Raw genomic sequence first — 14935 nt, 5'->3', positions numbered from 1 at the left:
CCGGGCAGCGCCAGCACGGCGAGGTGCGGGATGGCCGGTCGCCTTGCTCGCACTGCTGCTTTGCTCCACCGGCGTGCAGGCCGGGCAGGCCACTCAGAGCATGCAGCCTTCGGAAGCTGTGCAGCGAGGCACCATCGATCCGGCCGCGCAAGCCGCGAAGCCATCGAGCACAGCGCCGCGCGAGATGACCCTGGTCACGCTCAACCTGCATCACGACCGCGAAGACTGGCCGGCACGACGCGCTTACATCGCCAAAGAGCTCAAGCAACTGGCGCCGGATGTGATTGCGCTGCAGGAAGTGATCGAACGCCGCGGCAGCGTGGAAAATCAGGCTGCCTGGCTGGCGCGCAAACTCGGCTACGACTACACCTTCGCTTCGGTCGATCCGGTCGGCGCGCCCAAACGCTACGGCAATGCGTTGCTGAGTCGCCGCAATGTGTTGGCAACGCACCAGCGCTTGTTGCAGCCCTTGGACGATTACCGCGTCGCCGCGCATCTGCAGGTGGACGTCGATGGCCAGCCGGTCAACGTCTACGTCACCCATCTCAACGAACGCACCGATGCGCGCGGCACCGCCACGCGCAAGCGCCAGGTAACCGATCTACTCGACTTCGTTGCCTCCAACAGCGAGCAAGCGCCGGTGGTGATCGCTGGCGATTTCAACACCGCCGCCGACACGCTCGATTTGGAAGCGCTACGCAAGGGTTACGGCGACAGCTACGGCAGCGTGCATCGCAATAGCGACGCCACGGTTAGCACCTTGAACATGCAGGTCTTCGACAAACCCGCACGCATCGACCACGTGTTCTTTCAGCAGAACCGCCTACTGGCCCGCGAAGCCCGCATCCTGTTCGATACGCCTTACGCCGAAGGCCGCTGGGCATCGGATCACTACGGCGTGTGGGTGCGGCTGCAGCTTGCGCTGGAGCCTCCACCCACCCACCAGATGCCATAGGAGCGCACCTGGGCGCGATAGGATGACCGGTATGGCCTCATCGCGCCCGGGTGCGCTCTTACGAGCGGTCTGGATCTGGCGGCTTCAGCGCCGCTGTGCTCACCCATGGAGACGGTTGAAAATCTGCACGCCGGCCAGCCACACGCCGGCCATGCTGCCGAAGTTGGTCAACAGAAATGTCAGCACCACGCGCGAGACGCGATTGCGGTACCAGCCGCGCAGCGTCTGCGCATCGTCGCGCAGCGACAGGAAATCGCCATAGGCTGGCTTGCGCATATGCACTTCGACCAGCGCCGCAAATGCGCCGGTTGGCACGCTCAGCCGGAACGGCTTGAACGGCGCCACGACGGCGGCAGTGAGAATGCTCAACGGGTGGCTGCCGGCAAGCAAACAGCCGAGTGCAGCCATGCCGCCGGTATACATCGCCCACTGCAGCAACAGGTCAGCGCCCATGCTCAGGCCGCCACGCCAGAACCCGATGCCGATGCCGGTGATGATGACCGCAAGGATGCCCAGCGTGATCCACGGAATACGCTTGCGCTGCTGTACGTATTCCAGCGATTCGCGCAGCGGGCCAGGCGCCGCTGTGTCTTGTTCCAGATGGCGCGCAAGGCCGGCCAGATGCCCGGCGCCGACTACCGCCAAAATCTCGCGCTGATCTGCGCTGACTTCTTCGCGTAGACGTGCGGCCATGTACTGATCGCGCTCGGCAATCACCGTCTCGTACAGCTCCGGGCTTTCGCTGGCGAAATCGCCGAAGCTCGCTTCCAGCATGTCGCCTTGCTTGAGCTTTTCGATTTCCTCTTCGCCCACTTCATCGGCAGCGAACAGGCCGCCGAGCAATCCACCGGCCAGTTTCATCTTGCCGAAGAATCCCAGCCGCCCGGATGCGCGCTTGAAGGTCAGGCCGACCTCGCGATCGATCAGATGCACCGGCAAGCCCTGCGCGCGTGCCAGGTTCACCGCCTCTTTCAATTCCGCACCCGGCTCGATGCCGAGTTGTTTGGCCAGCCGGCGTTGGTACGCGGCAAGCGCCAAATTGGCCGCAAACAAAGCCACGCGCCCCTTGCGGATCACCTGCACCAGATCCAGGCGGGCGAGGGCGTCCGGGTCGCTGAGCGCCTGCAGGCGCTGCGCATCCAGTTCCACTGCCACCGCGTCGTAACGCCCGCTGCTGATCGCGCGTTGCACGGCGGCCACACTGGCAAGCGACACATGCGCGGTGCCGAGCAAGGTATAGCGCACGCCGTCGCGTTGGACGATGCGGTGCGGCTGGCCGGATAGCGCATCGTCCAGAACGTGGGTGGTCTGCTCAGTCATGGGGGTTTTCATCAGAAGGGAGGGGCGGTGTCGCCAGAGCCAAGCGCGCGTTGCATCTGCACGCCGTCCAACCAGCGACCGTGTTTGCGGCCGATTCCGGTGAGTACTCCGACCGTGCGAAATCCAAAACGTTCATGCAATTGTCGCGATGCCAGGTTTCCGGCATCGCCAATCACCGCAATCATCTGCCGAAACCCACGCTGCTCGCACACCGCGATCAGCTCGCCGAGCAGGGCTTTGCCGATGCCGCGGCCCTGCATCGCGGCGGCTAAATAGATCGAGTTCTCCACCGTCCAGCGATATCCCGCGCGTGCGCGAAATGCGCTGACATAAGCGTAGCCCGCGACTGCGCCATCGAGCTCGGCGACCAGATACGGGTGGCCCGCATCCACAATCGCGCTCACCCGTGCGCGCATTTCATCGAGCGATGGTGCGCTGTATTCGTAAGTGTTGACCCCGCAGATCTGATCCGCATAGATCGCGGTGATCGCCGGGATGTCCGCATCGCGGACTGCGCGCAGCTCGACGGGCATGCGGTCAGTCGATGTAGCGCTTGAGCAGATCGCCGTACGCATCGATACGACGGTCGCGCAGGAACGGCCAGATCCGGCGCACGTGCTCGCTGCGTTGCAGGTCCACATCGCAGATCAACACGGTCGGATCCTGGCCGGCTTCGGCAATGAACTCGCCCTGCGGTCCCAGCACATGGCTGTTGCCCCAGAACTGGATGCCCGATGCGCCCAGCGGCGAGGGCTCATGGCCGACACGGTTGCACGACAGCACCGGCACGCCGTTGGCCACCGCATGGCCGCGATGGCTGAGGATCCAGGCATCGCGCTGACGCTCCTGCTCGGGCTGCTGGTCGTCCGGATCCCAGCCGATCGCGGTGGGGTAGAGCAGCAGTTCCGCACCGGCCAGCGCCATCAAACGCGCTGCCTCCGGGTACCACTGATCCCAGCACACCAGCACGCCCAGGCGACCCACCGAAGTATTGATCGGCGTGAAGCCGAGATCGCCAGGAGTGAAGTAGAACTTCTCGTAGAAACCCGGGTCGTCGGGGATGTGCATCTTGCGATACTTGCCGAGCAGGCGGCCGTCCTTTTCGAACACCACCGCGGTGTTGTGATATAGCCCGGCCGCGCGACGTTCGAACAACGAGGCGACCAGCACCACGCCATGCTGCTTGGCCAGCGTGCTCAGACGTTCCGTGCTTGGGCCGGGAATCGGCTCGGCCAGATCGAATTCCTCCACCGACTCGTGTTGGCAAAAATACGCACCGTTGTGCAGTTCCTGCAGCAGCACCAACTTGGCGCCCTGCGCGGCTGCCTCGGCCACACGCGATTCGATGACGGCCAGATTGGCCTCGGCGTCGCCGTGGTTGCGCTCCTGGATCAGTGCGACGGAAAGGAGATGACGGGTCATGGCAGCATCCAACGTAAGTGGCGCATTAAGGTAGCGCGCCATGGCGTAACACCGGCCTGCCGGCCGGAACAGGAAACCACGCGCGGGGTGTGCGGCCGCGACGCAGGCAAGATTTAGAGCTGCTTCTGGAGTTGCTCATGGAACTGCTAACAAAACATAGCGAGCAGTCGTCAGGTGGGCGTGGACGGCGCGCTCAGAACCGCAGTGTACGAGTGGTGCATGCCGCTTCCGAGCATAGGCCGCGCCCGCCTTGCGGTGAGCGCGGTCCTTTTGTTAGCCGCTCTCAAGCGGCGAGCAGGCCGGCTGGCAATTGCATGGTCAAGCAATGCAGGCTGCCGTTCTGCCAGATCAGCGCACGGCACGGTACCGGCACAATCTCATGGTGCGGGAACGCCTGCGCCAACACCGCCTGCGCAGTCGCATCGGCCGGATCGCCATAAGCCGGCATCAGCACTGCCCCGTTGATGATCAGGAAATTGGCATACGACGCGGCCAACCGGCGGCCCTGGTCGAGAATGGGTTCTGCCCACGGCAGCACAAACAGGCGGTACGGCTGCCCGTCGGCCCTGCGCAGCGCAGCCAGTTCGGCGCCCATGGCCTGCAGCTCGGTGTAGTGCGAATCGCTGGCCACATCGCAGCCTTGATAGACGATCGCATCCGGGCCGGCAAAGCGCGCCAGCGTGTCGATATGTGCGTCGGTATCATCGCCTTCCAGGTAGCCGTGATCCAGCCACAGCAAGCGCTCCTGGGCCAGCCACGTGGCCAGATCGCGGCTGAGCGATTCGCGCGTGCGCTGCGGGTGACGCTCATGCAGGCACTTCCAAGTGGTCAGCAATGTGCCGGCACCATCGGTCTCGACCGCGCCGCCTTCCAGGGCGAAGTCGACCGTCTCTACCTGTGCCGGCACGAATACCCGTGCGGCATCCAGCGAGCTCACCAACTGATCGTCCAGGCTGGCTTCGAACTTGCCGCCCCAGCCGGTGAAACGGAAATCCATCAAGCGGAAGCCGGTGTCCTGGCGCAGCGTGATCGGGCCGGAATCGCGCAGCCAGGTGTCGTTGTATGCGGCGATGACGAAGCGCACGCGCGCCATATCCACCCGCGCCGAACGCAGCCGTGCTTCGGCATAAATCTGCAGGTCGTCGTCGGCGACGCAGATGACCACCGGCTCGAAGCGGGAGATCGCCGTGACCAGCGCGATATAGGTCTCTTCCACATCGGCAAGGCGCTCGGCCCAATCAGTACCGGCATGCGGCCACGCGAGCAACACGGCTGATTGAGGTTCCCACTCGGCGGGAAAACGAAGACGGTCGGTCATGCCAGGCAGTACTCATCTTGGTGTGCAGGCCATCGCCCGCAGGTTCATCGATATCCCACATGCGAATGCGGGCTCTTGCGATCCAGGCGCGCATCGGTGCGCCTGGCCTTGTGACAGAATCGCAGCAACCCATGTCCGGCTGCTGACGGACGCAGCACACAGTGCAATGCGTCCGTGACGGTTGTTGGCGCGGCGAACGGACGCCAACGCCTCCGGCGGCGTTGTCATCGCCGCATTACCGAATCGGCGGCTTCGGCCCTATCTCGTTGGCATCGGCCTTGTTGGCCACCACGTCGATCACCTTGCTCTTTTCGAAGTACACGGTGAACGCCGGATACACCCAGCGATGGATGGTTGGCCACTGACGCTTCTGACCACCGCGTGGGTCGAGCTTTTCCTGCGGCGCGCCGTAGCGGCCTTCGACCTGGCTCATGCTCTCGCCACGCAAGGGCAGGGCAGCAGCAGGTTTCTGCTGTGCACGGTCGACCAGCAGCGTATCGGCCGAAGCAACGGCACTGATCCCCATCAGCGCGATTGTCAGCACGATCGGCGGCATCAAAAACAAACGGTTGCGCATGTCATCTACTCCCCAGTGGACAAGATTTCAGATGGTGATTACAGCAAAAAACCACGATAGCCGCTGCGGTGACGCGGCTGGCCTGGCAGCAACGCGATTGCCCGGGCGGCGCGTCGGTGTAGAGACGGCTAATGCCGTGGCTGGGCCGGCGGGCGCATGTGGCAACAACCGGTGTGAAGCAGCGGCCAAGAAAAAACCGCCCGGAGGCGGCTTTCTCGGGTCTTGCACGCGCCGCAAAGGCTTAGCGCTGACGCGCCTTGAAACGCGGGTTCGACTTGCAGATCACGAAGACCTTGCCGCGGCGGCGGACCACCTTGCAGTCGCGGTGACGGGTCTTCGCAGACTTCAGGGAGGACAGGACTTTCATGGCACACCTCGGCGTAAACGGTTGGATTCGATGGAAGAGTGCCCACGGTCGAGGGTGCACCCAGAATTAAGCCGGCAATTCTAACCGGCTTTTCGTCGTGCTTTCAAGTGGTTGCAGCGCGGTTGCTGCGAGCGGCGCTACACTAACGCCTGATGACCTTCCGGAAACCTGAATGACCGACCTGTCGCCCGTCCTCACCATCGATGGCCCCTCCGGTGCCGGCAAGGGCACTGTGAGCCGGATTGTGGCTGCCCGGCTGGGCTGGCATTACCTCGATTCGGGCGCACTGTACCGTGCGGTAGGCGTTGCAGCGAGCTGGGCCGATCTGGATGTGTCCGATGCTGCGGCATTGGTGCGCTGTACCTTCGACACCAGGGTGGAGTTCGACGACGCCGGCGAATCCGGGCTGCGGGTGCTGGTCAACGGCGTGGATGCCACCGGCGAGCTGCGCCTTGAAACCACTGGCGCACTGGCTTCGGCAATTGCCGCCATTCCCGAGGTGCGCAGCGCCCTGAAAGAGCGCCAGCGCGCATTCAGGCGGGCGCCCGGGCTGGTTGCCGACGGGCGCGACATGGGGACGGTGATCTTCCCGGATGCCGTCTTCAAAGTTTTTCTGACCGCCAGTGCCGAAGAACGTGCGGGCCGTCGCCATAAACAGTTGATGGAAAAGGGTGTTTCGGTTATCTTTGACGACCTGCTACGCGAGATCATGGCCCGTGATGCCCGTGATGCGCAGCGGGTGGTGGCGCCATTACGGCCGGCCGAAGACGCCGTGCTGATCGATACCAGCGGAATAGGGATCGAGAATGTCGTCCAGCGTGTGGTCGGGTTGCTCGCAGACCACACGCCGTCGTAAGCGTTCCGCAAGCGGGCCTGTCCCGCCGACCGTAAGGCGTTCCAAAGCTCCGTCGCGCATCCTGCGTGGCGGTTCTATTACTTCTAAACCGACTCGCTGTCCGGAGTCGACCAACAGGCTGGGCGGTTCGTATCTGTCGCATTCCGACAATCGGCGCCCGTGTGTTCAACTGAGTAAATTCAAATGACAGAATCTTTTGCAGAACTGTTCGAAGCCAGTCAAGCCAATCTGGCGAAGCTGAAGCCGGGCTCGATCGTCACCGGTACCGTCGTGGAAGTCCGCGGCGACGTGGTGGTGATCAACGCTGGCCTGAAGTCCGAAGGCATCGTGCCGATCGAGCAGTTCCGTAACGACGCTGGCGAGATCGATGTCGGCGTAGGCGACCAGGTCAAGGTTGCCCTCGATTCCATCGAGAACGGCTTCGGTGAAACCGTGCTGTCGCGCGAGAAAGCCAAGCGCGCAATGGTGTGGGACGAGTTGGAAGAAGCGTTGGAAAAAAACGAGACCATCACCGGCCGCATCAGTGGCAAGGTCAAGGGTGGTTTCACCGTGGACATCAAGGATGTCCGCGCGTTCCTGCCTGGTTCGCTGGTGGATGTGCGCCCGGTGCGCGACCCGGCCTATCTGGAAGGCAAGGAACTTGAGTTCAAGCTGATCAAGCTGGATCGCAAGCGCAACAACGTGGTGGTTTCGCGTCGTGCAGTGGTCGAGAGCGAGCACTCGGAAGAGCGCGAGCAGCTGATGGACAAGCTGCAGGAAGGCGCGATCCTGAAGGGTGTCGTCAAGAACCTGACCGATTACGGCGCATTCGTGGACCTGGGCGGTATCGACGGCCTGCTGCACATCACCGACATGGCCTGGAAGCGCGTGCGTCATCCGTCCGAAGTCGTCAACGTCGGCGACGAGCTGGACGTGCGCGTGCTGAAGTTTGATCGCGAGCGTAACCGCGTCAGCCTCGGCCTGAAGCAGCTGGGCGAAGATCCGTGGGACAACATCGCGCGACGTTACCCGGCCAACAGCCGCGTGTTCGGCAAGGTCTCCAACGTCACCGATTACGGCGCATTCGTCGAGATCGAGCCGGGCGTCGAAGGTCTGGTGCACGTCTCCGAGATGGATTGGACCAACAAGAACGTCAACCCGTCCAAGGTTGTGCAGGTTGGTGACGAAGTCGAAGTGATGGTGCTGGATGTCGACGAGGAGCGTCGCCGCATCTCGCTGGGCATGAAGCAGGTTGCTGCCAATCCGTGGGAAACCTTCGCTGCTACCCACAAAAAGAACGACAAGGTGTCCGGTCAGATCAAGTCGATCACCGACTTCGGCATCTTCATCGGTCTGGACGGCGGCATCGACGGTCTGGTGCACCTGTCCGACATCAGCTGGAACACCACCGGCGAAGATGTCGTGCGCAATTACAAGAAGGGCGACACGCTGGAAGCCGTTGTGCTGGCAGTTGACCCGGAACGTGAGCGCATCAGCCTGGGCGTCAAGCAGCTGGAGCAGGACCCGTTCGGTCAGTACATGGCGTCCAACCCGAAGGGTTCGAAGGTCGAAGGCGTGGTGCGTGAAGTGGATGCCAAGGGCGCTACGATCGACCTGGCCGATGGCATCGAAGGCTACGTCGCTGCACGCGACATCGCCAACGAGCGCGTCGACGATGCAACCCAGCACCTCAAGGTGGGCGACAAGATCGAAGCCAAGTTCGTGGGCATGGACCGTAAGGGCCGCACCCTGCAGCTGTCGATCAAGGCCAAGGACGATGCCGAAATGCGCGAAACGTTGGAGGACTACCAGTCCGCCTCCGCGTCGGGCGGTATGACTCAGTTGGGTGCGCTGCTGCGTGCACAGTTGAACAACAACAAGTCCGAGTAAGCGCGTAGCGCTCGCAAGAGCGTGATGGATCGGCCCGGGCTTGCCCGGGCCGATTCCGATGTGTCAGTCGAAAAAAGCAAGTCTTCCCATGACCAAGTCCGAATTGATTGAAATCCTGGCGCGACGCCAAGCGCATCTGAAGTCGGACGACGTAGATCTGGCAGTCAAGTCGCTGCTGGAAATGATGGGGCAGGCGCTTTCCGACGGTGATTGGATCGAAATTCGCGGGTTCGGCAGTTTTTCGCTGCATTACCGTCCGCCACGTCTGGGGCGTAATCCCAAGACCGGCGAATCGGTTGCGTTGCCGGGCAAGCATGTTCCCCACTTCAAGCCGGGCAAGGAATTGCGTGAGCGCGTTAGCTCCGTGGTGCCCGTCGACATGTCCGATGCGACGGACTGAAGCCCGTTCTGGCGCTGTATTTATGTCGTCTCGGTTAAGCTAGCCCGCTTCCCGACGGAGTCTCGCCATGAAGGTGCTTCGCTTGCTGGTGATGTTGGCCTTCCTGTTGGTCGGTCTGATCATCGGTGCTGTCAATTCCCAGGACATCACGCTCGATTTCCTGTTCTCCAGTGTGCACACCAGCTCAGGTGTCGCAATCATCGTCGCACTGCTGGTCGGTGTGTTGATCGGTGCCGGCATGGTGCTGGTCAGTGTGGTCATTCCCCTCTATTCCAAACTGCGCCAGGCCAATAAGGCTGTTGCGGTCAGTCGCGCCGACGCCAGGGCTGTCACGCCTGCCGCCGTCGAGCCGCGCCCCATCGATGGACTGTAAGTACGTATGGACTTTCTGACCGAGTGGATCTGGTTTTTCCTGTTTGTGCCGCTGGCTGCGCTGGGCGGCTGGATCGTCGGGCGTCGAGGCGGTCAGCGTCATGGCGACACTCAGGTCAGTCGTCTTTCCAGCACCTATTTCCGTGGGTTGAACTATCTGCTCAACGAGCAGCCGGACAAGGCGATCGAGCTGTTCCTGCATATCGCCGAACTGGACAAGGAAACCTTCGAAACCCAGGTCGCGCTGGGGCATTTGTTCCGCCGCCGCGGTGAAGTGGACCGTGCGATCCGCCTGCACCAGGGCCTGGTGCAGCGTGGTGACCTGACCGATCAGCAGCGCGTCCAGGCCCTGCTGGCGCTCGGCGAGGACTATATGAAGTCCGGCCTGCTGGACCGTGCCGAAACGGTGTTCACCGAACTGGCGCAGCTGGACCAGCGCGCGCCGCAGGCGTTGCGCCATCTGATCGGCATCTACCAGGCCGAACGCGATTGGGAAAAGGCGATCGACAACGCCACCCGCTACGAAGAAGTGACCGGCGAGCCGATGGGCAAGTTGATCTCGCAATTTGAATGCGAACTGGCCGACCGCAATCGTGGCCTGGGCAAGACCGACGACGCATTGCAGGCAATTGCGCGTGCCTACCAGGCCGATGGCACCTCGGTGCGCGCCGGCATTCTGGAAGGGCGCATCGAAGCCGAGCGCGGTCACGACGAAGCAGCAGTGCGCGCATTTGAACGTGCTGCCCGGCATGATCCGGAGTATCTGCCGGAGATCATTCCCGCATTGATGTCCGCCTATCGGCGAGTCGGCGATATCGCGGGTGCGCGCAACTTCCTCTCGGAGATGACCGAGCACTATCGCGGCATCGCACCGGTGCTGGCGCTGACCCAGTTGATGGAAGCCCAGGATGGCGTGGCGCCTGCGTTGGCCTATCTCGGCCGCCAGCTCAAGGATCGCCCGTCGGTGCGCGGGGAGTCGGCGCTGATCGACCTTACCCTTGCCGAGGGAAGCGACCCGGTCGGGACGCTGCAGGACCTCAAGCACATCACCGACCAGCTGCTGGTGCGCAATCCGAGCTATCGGTGCACGCGTTGCGGCTTCGGGGCCAAGACGCATCATTGGCAATGCCCGAGCTGCAAGGAATGGGGTACGGTCAAACCGCTGTTGAACTACGCGGTGGTCTGATGGTGTGGCTGTGGTGCGTGCTGCACCTGCTTGTCGCGGCACTCGGGACCTGGCTGTTGCGGCGGTATGCCTTGCAGCGCCGCCTGCTTGACCATCCCGGTGAACGGCGCAGCCATCTGGTGGCGACGCCGCGGGGTGGTGGCATGGCGATCGTGGCGGCGATCTTGCTGGGTTGCGTCGCGGCAAGTGTGCTGTGGCCAGCGGCGCGCTTGATGCTGGGCTGGTTCGCTGCAGGGTTGATTGCAGTGGCCGGTGTGGGCTGGTGGGACGACCATCGGCCGCTTTCGGCCAGACTGCGGTTTGCGATCCACCTGGCCGCATCGGCCTCGTTGGGTGGCTTGGTTTGGCATTACACCGGCAATGTGTGGGATGGGGTGCTGGCTGCTGCGGCGTCGGTGGTGTTGATCAACGTCTGGAATTTTATGGACGGCATCAATGGGCTGGCTAGCAGCCAGGCGGCGTTGGCTGCCTTCGGTTTTTCGCTGGTGGCGCCAGAGGGATGGTCATGGGCAGGGCTGGCAGTTGCGGCATCGTGCCTGGGATTTGTCCCGTTCAATTTTCCGCGCGCCCGCATCTTCATGGGCGATGGCGGCAGCGGTGCGCTCGGCTATGTGTTGGCGGCGTTGCTTGCCCTGAACGTGGCGAATGGTCAGGTGAGTTGGTGGATCAGCTGGCTGCCGTTGACGGCGTTTCTTGTAGACGCCGGCTTCACGCTGCTTGCTCGCATGCTCGCCGGGCAACGCTGGTGGGAGCCGCATGCTCAGCACGTTTACCAACGTTTGGCGCGTCGGCTTGAGACGCACGTTACGGTAACCAGCGTTTATTTCGCTTTCAGCGTCGCTGCCGTCTGCTTGTATGCGTTAATCCGTCATGATGCATTTTGGCAGCAGGTGTCCGGAGCTCTGGTTTGGGGCATTGGCGCCACTGCAATCTGGCATTTTCTGCGCGATGGACTGCGCAATTCCTGAGTAATGGATTTTTATGATTTCCTGGCGTGACCGTTTGACCAAGGCCCTGCCGCAAATAGCGGTCGTGGTACACGACCTATTGATGGTGTGGTTGTGCTGGCAGCTACTGCACGCCGGCCGCTATTCCATGTTACGCGAGGCGCCGAATCTGCCGCTGTGGGACTGGCGCACCGCGGTAGTCCTGGTGGCGCAGGGTTTGGTGTTCTGGAACATGGGGTTGTACCGCGGACTGTGGCGCTTCGCCTCGGTGCCGGACCTATGGAACATTTTCAAGTCGAGCTTTCTCGGCTTGGCCGCGATCGTGCTGGCGCTGTCATACGACCGCCTGGATGGCGTGCCGTTGTCGGTGCTAGTGGTCTATCCGTTCGCGTTGTCGGCCATGCTGGGTACGCCGCGTCTGCTGTATCGCGCTTGGAAGGACTACCAGATCGCACATTCCGGTGACGCCGGGCAGCGCGTGCTGATCCTCGGAGCAGGGCGCGCGGCCGAAGGCTTGGTGCGAGATCTGCGCCGTACCGGCGCGTTTGTGCCGATTGGTTATCTGGATGACGCCAACAAACTGCATGGCGCCAAGATTCAGGGTCTCAATGTGCTGGGCAATCTGGATCAAGCCGCCGCGATTGCCAAGGAGACCGCCGCCAAGCTGTTGGTCATCGCGATCCCATCGCTGGATGCCTCCGGCATGCAGCGCGTGGTGACGATCTGCGAAAGCACCGGCCTGCCGTTCCGCATGGTGCCTAAGCTGATCAACGTGCTGGAAGGGCGCTCGCTGCCGGGCGAGTTGAAGGAGGTCGCGATTGAGGACTTGCTCAACCGCAAACCGGTCACACCCGACTGGCGGCTCATCCGCGACTGGCTGACCAACAAGACCGTGATGGTGACCGGCGCCGGCGGTTCGATCGGTTCGGAAGTCTGCCGCCAGTGTGCACGTCACGGTGCGCGCCGGATCGTGCTTTTAGAAATCGACGAACTGGCCCTGCTGACCATTGATTCGGATCTACGGCGGCTCTTCCCGGATATCGAAGTGGTGCGCGTGTTGGGCGATTGCGGTGACCCGGCGGTGGTTGCGCATGCGCTGAACACTGCGACTCCGGACGCGGTGTTCCACGCGGCTGCCTACAAGCAGGTGCCGTTGCTGGAAGAGCAACTGCGCGAGGCGGTGCGCAACAACGTGCTGGCAACTGAGAACGTGGCGCGCGCCTGCCAGCGTGCACGCATCGAAACCTTCGTCTTCATTTCCACCGACAAGGCGGTCGAGCCGGTCAACGTGCTGGGTGCAAGCAAGCGCTATGCAGAGATGATCTGCCAGAGCCTGGACGCGCGCGATGCGCAGACGCGCTTCATCACCGTGCGTTTCGGCAACGTGCTGGATTCGGCCGGCAGCGTGGTGCCGTTGTTTCGCGAACAGATCCGTCAGGGCGGCCCGGTCACGGTGACGCATCCGGATGTGACGCGTTACTTCATGACCATCCCCGAAGCCTGCCAGCTGGTGATCCAGGCGGCGGCGTCGGCATCGCATGGTGCGATCTATACACTGGATATGGGCGAGCCTGTGCCGATTCGCCTGCTCGCCGAGCAGATGATCCGTCTGGCCGGCAAACAGCCGGGCAAGGACGTAGCGATTCTCTACACTGGCTTGCGTCCGGGCGAGAAGCTGCACGAGACGCTGTTCTATTCCGACGAAGACTATCGTCCCACCGCGCATCCGAAAATTCTCGAAGCCGGCGTGCGCGAGTTCTCGCATGAGCAAGTGTTGCAGCTGGTGACGCGCTTGCGCGAGGCCGTTAACCGCTATGACATCAACGCGATGGAGACTGTGCTGGGCAGTCTGATGCCGGATTTCGCGGCTGCTCGACGGAAAGTCGACGCGCGATCTGATACGGTCGTTCCATTCCCCGCACGTGAGGTCAGAAGACTGTAATGAGCCAGCGTATTCGCAAGGCAGTATTTCCCGTCGCAGGTCTTGGAACCCGCTTTCTTCCGGCAACCAAGACGGTGCCGAAAGAAATGCTGCCAATCATCGACAAGCCATTGATTCAGTACGCCGTCGACGAAGCCATCCAGGCTGGTTGCGATACGTTGATCTTCGTGACCAACCGCTACAAGCACTCTATCGCCGATTACTTCGACAAGGCTTACGAGCTGGAGCAAAAGCTGGAGCGTGCAGGCAAGCTTGAACAGCTAGAGCTGGTGCGCAACGCATTGCCGGAGGGTGTCCGTGCCATTTTTGTGACGCAGGCAGAAGCGCTCGGCCTGGGCCATGCGGTGTTGTGTGCCAAGGCCGTGGTCGGTGACGAGCCGTTCGCGGTGCTGCTGCCGGACGATCTGATGTGGAACCGCGGCGATGCTGCGCTGACCCAGATGGCCGATGTTGCAGAAGCCTCCGGCGGCAGCGTCATCGCTGTGGAAGATGTGCCGCACGAAAAAACCGCCAGCTACGGCATCGTGTCTACCGATGCATTCGATGGCCGCAAGGGCCGCATCAATGCGATCGTCGAGAAGCCCAAGCCGGAAGTGGCGCCGAGCAATCTGGCCGTGGTCGGTCGTTACGTGCTGAGTCCGAAGATCTTCGAATTTCTTGAGGCTACCGGTGCAGGCGCGGGCGGCGAGATCCAGCTGACCGACGCGATCGCCGAGCTGCTGAAGAAAGAGCAGGTCGATGCCTTCCGTTTCGAAGGTCGCCGTTTCGATTGCGGTGCGCATATCGGCCTGATCGAAGCCACCGTGCATTTCGCGCTCGAGCACGAAAAGCATGGCGGCCCAGCGAAGGAAATCCTGCGTAGCGCATTGGCTCAGGCTGACGCGCACGGTTGATTGCTGCTTAATTGCTGTTTCCACGAACGACGCCAACTGGCGTCGTTCGTCGTTTAGGGGCTCGCCATACGGACCGCTGCGCTGGCAGAGCTCCGAATAGCAGGCCACGCGACCCGCAGGTGCGCACCTAGGTGCAGGCCGATGCCGCGTGCGTACCGCTAGAATCCAGACTTTCGAGTCGGCGGTTATCTTCGGCAGGGTCGCGCTGGAGGGGCTGGGGATGGACGAGGGCGAAGCCGGCATGATTTCGCGCCAGATCCGCCGACGCGATGCCGAGCGTTTCGAATTGGAGATCGCTGCCGGGGACGCACGCGCCGGAGCCAGGCTATGTATGGCAACACTTTGCCAGCCACGTCGCGGCCCACACCGTTCACACGGCCGCGTCGCGGCAGCCGCACGCTCAATCCCGATGCGGTGCCGCAGGCCGAAGAGGCGGAGCCGTCAGGCCGCGACTAAGAGTGGCGCACAGAGCCACTGCGCACGCACCAGGCAGGCGCGGCCGTTGTCGATG

General features: G+C 62.6%; 15 protein-coding genes, 1 other RNA gene and 1 pseudogene. 10 read left to right on the top strand and 7 right to left on the bottom strand.

The window, feature by feature from the left end; genetic code table 11:
* Positions 1 to 43: 43 nt before the first annotated feature.
* On the top strand, positions 44 to 955 hold the full coding sequence (locus tag KWO_RS11750) for an endonuclease/exonuclease/phosphatase family protein (protein ID WP_010372966.1): 912 nt from the start codon (positions 44 to 46) through the stop codon (positions 953 to 955).
* A 99-nt stretch (positions 956 to 1054) separates the two neighbouring features.
* On the opposite strand, the gene KWO_RS11745 is transcribed toward KWO_RS11750, so the two are convergent.
* The 7 genes from KWO_RS11745 to ykgO all read right to left on the bottom strand — a co-directional run bounded on the left by KWO_RS11745 (position 1055) and on the right by ykgO (position 5959).
* The gene (locus KWO_RS11745; RefSeq protein ID WP_017112707.1) at positions 1055 to 2287 is read right to left on the bottom strand and encodes a TraB/GumN family protein; all 1233 of its coding nucleotides are present in this window, start codon (positions 2285 to 2287) and stop codon (positions 1055 to 1057) included.
* Positions 2287 to 2808, bottom strand: coding sequence for a GNAT family N-acetyltransferase (locus KWO_RS11740; RefSeq protein WP_010382179.1), 522 nt, complete (start codon positions 2806 to 2808; stop codon positions 2287 to 2289). The genes KWO_RS11745 and KWO_RS11740 overlap by 1 nt, the downstream gene beginning before the upstream one ends.
* 4 nt (positions 2809 to 2812) lie before the next feature.
* On the bottom strand, positions 2813 to 3697 hold the full coding sequence (locus tag KWO_RS11735) for a carbon-nitrogen hydrolase (protein ID WP_010372975.1): 885 nt from the start codon (positions 3695 to 3697) through the stop codon (positions 2813 to 2815).
* Between the two features lie 144 nt (positions 3698 to 3841).
* A non-coding RNA gene (locus KWO_RS11730) (sX9 sRNA) lies at positions 3842 to 3918 on the bottom strand.
* Positions 3919 to 3980: 62 nt separating this feature from the next.
* Positions 3981 to 5015 carry an agmatine deiminase family protein gene (locus tag KWO_RS11725; RefSeq protein ID WP_010382177.1) on the bottom strand — a complete coding sequence of 345 codons (1035 nt, stop codon included), beginning with the start codon at positions 5013 to 5015 and terminating at the stop codon, positions 3981 to 3983.
* A gap of 235 nt (positions 5016 to 5250) precedes the next feature.
* On the bottom strand, positions 5251 to 5592 hold the full coding sequence (locus KWO_RS11715; RefSeq protein ID WP_010372985.1) for a hypothetical protein: 342 nt from the start codon (positions 5590 to 5592) through the stop codon (positions 5251 to 5253).
* 241 nt (positions 5593 to 5833) lie between these two features.
* On the bottom strand, positions 5834 to 5959 hold the full coding sequence (ykgO, locus tag KWO_RS11710; RefSeq protein ID WP_005913193.1) for a type B 50S ribosomal protein L36: 126 nt from the start codon (positions 5957 to 5959) through the stop codon (positions 5834 to 5836).
* Positions 5960 to 6131: 172 nt separating this feature from the next.
* On the opposite strand from ykgO, the gene cmk reads away from it, so the two are divergent.
* The 9 genes and pseudogenes from cmk to KWO_RS23015 all read left to right on the top strand — a co-directional run.
* The gene (gene cmk, locus KWO_RS11705; RefSeq protein WP_010373008.1) at positions 6132 to 6815 is read left to right on the top strand and encodes a (d)CMP kinase; all 684 of its coding nucleotides are present in this window, start codon (positions 6132 to 6134) and stop codon (positions 6813 to 6815) included.
* Positions 6816 to 6998: 183 nt separating this feature from the next.
* The gene (gene rpsA, locus KWO_RS11700) at positions 6999 to 8684 is read left to right on the top strand and encodes a 30S ribosomal protein S1 (RefSeq protein WP_003489652.1); all 1686 of its coding nucleotides are present in this window, start codon (positions 6999 to 7001) and stop codon (positions 8682 to 8684) included.
* 88 nt (positions 8685 to 8772) lie between these two features.
* A complete protein-coding gene (locus KWO_RS11695; RefSeq protein ID WP_010382171.1) occupies positions 8773 to 9084 on the top strand; it encodes an integration host factor subunit beta in 312 nt (103 codons plus the stop codon).
* A gap of 67 nt (positions 9085 to 9151) precedes the next feature.
* Positions 9152 to 9457, top strand: coding sequence for a lipopolysaccharide assembly protein LapA domain-containing protein (locus KWO_RS11690; RefSeq protein WP_010382169.1), 306 nt, complete (start codon positions 9152 to 9154; stop codon positions 9455 to 9457).
* A gap of 6 nt (positions 9458 to 9463) precedes the next feature.
* Positions 9464 to 10642, top strand: coding sequence for a lipopolysaccharide assembly protein LapB (lapB, locus tag KWO_RS11685; protein ID WP_010373020.1), 1179 nt, complete (start codon positions 9464 to 9466; stop codon positions 10640 to 10642).
* A complete protein-coding gene (locus KWO_RS11680) occupies positions 10642 to 11610 on the top strand; it encodes an MraY family glycosyltransferase (RefSeq protein WP_010373023.1) in 969 nt (322 codons plus the stop codon). Before lapB ends, KWO_RS11680 begins: the two co-directional genes overlap by 1 nt.
* A gap of 13 nt (positions 11611 to 11623) precedes the next feature.
* A complete protein-coding gene (locus tag KWO_RS11675) occupies positions 11624 to 13531 on the top strand; it encodes a polysaccharide biosynthesis protein (RefSeq protein WP_010382166.1) in 1908 nt (635 codons plus the stop codon).
* Entirely contained in the window at positions 13531 to 14424 is an 894-nt protein-coding gene (gene galU / locus KWO_RS11670; RefSeq protein ID WP_010373029.1) for a UTP--glucose-1-phosphate uridylyltransferase GalU, read from the top strand. Before KWO_RS11675 ends, galU begins: the two co-directional genes overlap by 1 nt.
* Positions 14425 to 14590: 166 nt before the next feature.
* Positions 14591 to 14880, top strand: a pseudogene (locus KWO_RS23015) (monovalent cation:proton antiporter-2 (CPA2) family protein); the annotation flags it as partial.
* Positions 14881 to 14935: the final 55 nt, after the last annotated feature.

Origin of the sequence: Xanthomonas vasicola pv. musacearum NCPPB 4379 (assembly GCF_000277895.2) — a bacterium.
GTDB lineage: Bacteria > Pseudomonadota > Gammaproteobacteria > Xanthomonadales > Xanthomonadaceae > Xanthomonas > Xanthomonas vasicola.
Note: the sequence above shows the minus strand (reverse complement) of the source record. Positions and strands in the feature narration are given on the sequence as shown.

What these genes read in the sequence shown, in the direction of transcription:
- KWO_RS11695 (WP_010382171.1), top strand. Translation starts at nt 8,773, where the DNA reads ATGACCAAGTCCGAATTGATTGAAATCCTGGCGCGACGCCAAGCGCAT.
- KWO_RS11675 (WP_010382166.1), top strand. Translation starts at nt 11,624, where the DNA reads ATGATTTCCTGGCGTGACCGTTTGACCAAGGCCCTGCCGCAAATAGCG.
- KWO_RS11740 (WP_010382179.1), bottom strand. Translation starts at nt 2,808, where the DNA reads ATGCCCGTCGAGCTGCGCGCAGTCCGCGATGCGGACATCCCGGCGATC.
- cmk (WP_010373008.1), top strand. Translation starts at nt 6,132, where the DNA reads ATGACCGACCTGTCGCCCGTCCTCACCATCGATGGCCCCTCCGGTGCC.
- KWO_RS11725 (WP_010382177.1), bottom strand. Translation starts at nt 5,015, where the DNA reads ATGACCGACCGTCTTCGTTTTCCCGCCGAGTGGGAACCTCAATCAGCC.
- galU (WP_010373029.1), top strand. Translation starts at nt 13,531, where the DNA reads ATGAGCCAGCGTATTCGCAAGGCAGTATTTCCCGTCGCAGGTCTTGGA.
- rpsA (WP_003489652.1), top strand. Translation starts at nt 6,999, where the DNA reads ATGACAGAATCTTTTGCAGAACTGTTCGAAGCCAGTCAAGCCAATCTG.
- ykgO (WP_005913193.1), bottom strand. Translation starts at nt 5,959, where the DNA reads ATGAAAGTCCTGTCCTCCCTGAAGTCTGCGAAGACCCGTCACCGCGAC.
- KWO_RS11735 (WP_010372975.1), bottom strand. Translation starts at nt 3,697, where the DNA reads ATGACCCGTCATCTCCTTTCCGTCGCACTGATCCAGGAGCGCAACCAC.
- KWO_RS11745 (WP_017112707.1), bottom strand. Translation starts at nt 2,287, where the DNA reads ATGAAAACCCCCATGACTGAGCAGACCACCCACGTTCTGGACGATGCG.
- KWO_RS11715 (WP_010372985.1), bottom strand. Translation starts at nt 5,592, where the DNA reads ATGCGCAACCGTTTGTTTTTGATGCCGCCGATCGTGCTGACAATCGCG.
- lapB (WP_010373020.1), top strand. Translation starts at nt 9,464, where the DNA reads ATGGACTTTCTGACCGAGTGGATCTGGTTTTTCCTGTTTGTGCCGCTG.
- KWO_RS11680 (WP_010373023.1), top strand. Translation starts at nt 10,642, where the DNA reads ATGGTGTGGCTGTGGTGCGTGCTGCACCTGCTTGTCGCGGCACTCGGG.
- KWO_RS11690 (WP_010382169.1), top strand. Translation starts at nt 9,152, where the DNA reads ATGAAGGTGCTTCGCTTGCTGGTGATGTTGGCCTTCCTGTTGGTCGGT.